Annotated in this window: 1 protein-coding gene and 1 pseudogene; both read right to left on the bottom strand. The window is 73.8% G+C overall.

The features are described from left to right. A pseudogene (locus tag C1I97_RS42315) lies at window positions 1-216 on the bottom strand (peptidoglycan-binding protein); the annotation flags it as partial. Window positions 217-303: 87 nt separating this feature from the next. Beyond that, a complete protein-coding gene (locus tag C1I97_RS37485) occupies window positions 304-1,113 on the bottom strand; it encodes a hypothetical protein (RefSeq protein ID WP_111007314.1) in 810 nt (269 codons plus the stop codon). Window positions 1,114-1,242: the final 129 nt, after the last annotated feature.

Genomic DNA, 1,242 nt, shown 5'->3' with positions numbered 1-1,242 from the left:
TTCCTCGGTCGCGTCCTCCACGGGCCCGGTGGGCGAAGCGGGCGCCGACGGCGGCGCCGCGCCCTGGTGGTCGCCGGCGTCGCGCCGCGACTGCTGCGCCTCCTTGAACTCCCTTACGAGCTCCGCGAGGGCGTCGGTGCGTCTGGGCCGTACGACCCGGACCGGCTCCAGGGGCGGCCCGCCGTACGGTTCTCCTCGTCCCGGCGGTGTCGGCACTCGGCGCTCCTTCCGTCCGTGCGCACGGGCCCCGTTCGGAGGATGGATACGTGTCTGCCGCGCCACCGGTTCAGCGGCTTCGGTCCCTCACCGGGCAGCGGTCCGGCCGGTGGCGGCGAGAAAGCGGCGCAGGGAGGACTTCAGCGCCGCGACGAAGGCGCCCCTCCGGGTGTCGTCGAGGGCGTCCAGGGAGAGGTAGGGGTTGAGGTCCTCCAGCTCGACCAGCAGCAGCTCGCCGCCGGGGGCGCGGCAGGCGTCGACGCGCTGGATGCCGTGGGCGAGGGCGTTCCAGTCGATGAAGCGCCGGGCGAACTCCAGGTCCTCGCGGGTGGGTTCGTACGGCCGCAGCTCCCAGCGCCGCTCCGGGTCCGGGGCGTACAGGGCGTACTGGAAGTCGTGGTCGACGAAGTAGAACGAGACCTCGTAGGCGAAGTCGATGTGCGGCTGGATCAGGACGGTGCCGTCCGCGAGGCCGGGCAGCTCGTCGGCGGGGACGGTGCGCAGCCCTATGGAGTCGGCGCCCAGCTTGGGCTTGACCACGTACCGGCCGGCCGCGGGCAGGCGGTCGAGGTCCTCGGGCCGGTCGACGGTGGGGATGACCGGGTGTCCGGCGGCGGTCAGGTCGAGGAGGTACTGCTTGCCGGCCATGTCCGCCCGGCCGGTGAGCGGGTTGTAGACCGGTGTCGCGCGGGCCAGGGCCCGGGCCCTGAAGTCGTCGTAGGTGTCCCGGTACTCCAGGACGGGCCCGCTGTTGCGGACGACGACGGCCTCGAAGGCGTCCATCAGCGCGGCCGCCTCCCTCGGGTGGCACAGGGCCAGGTCGAAGTCCTCGCGCAGCCGGGAGGTCAGGCGGATGTCCTCGTCGCAGTAGCGGCGCCCGCGCGCCGGGTACGCCAGGTCGGTGACGTAGAGGAGACGGGGCGGCGCTCGCCCTGGTGACGGTGGCGGCGGTCTGGGCCGTGCGCGCGGCGGTGCGGCGGCACGACCTGCTCGGCGTCCTCGTGACCGTGGAGCTGTACGGGCTGC

Origin of the sequence: Streptomyces sp. NTH33 (assembly GCF_003236365.1) — a bacterium.
In the GTDB taxonomy this organism is placed as follows: Bacteria; Actinomycetota; Actinomycetes; order Streptomycetales; family Streptomycetaceae; genus Streptomyces.
This window is presented reverse-complemented; position numbering and strand designations above follow the sequence as displayed.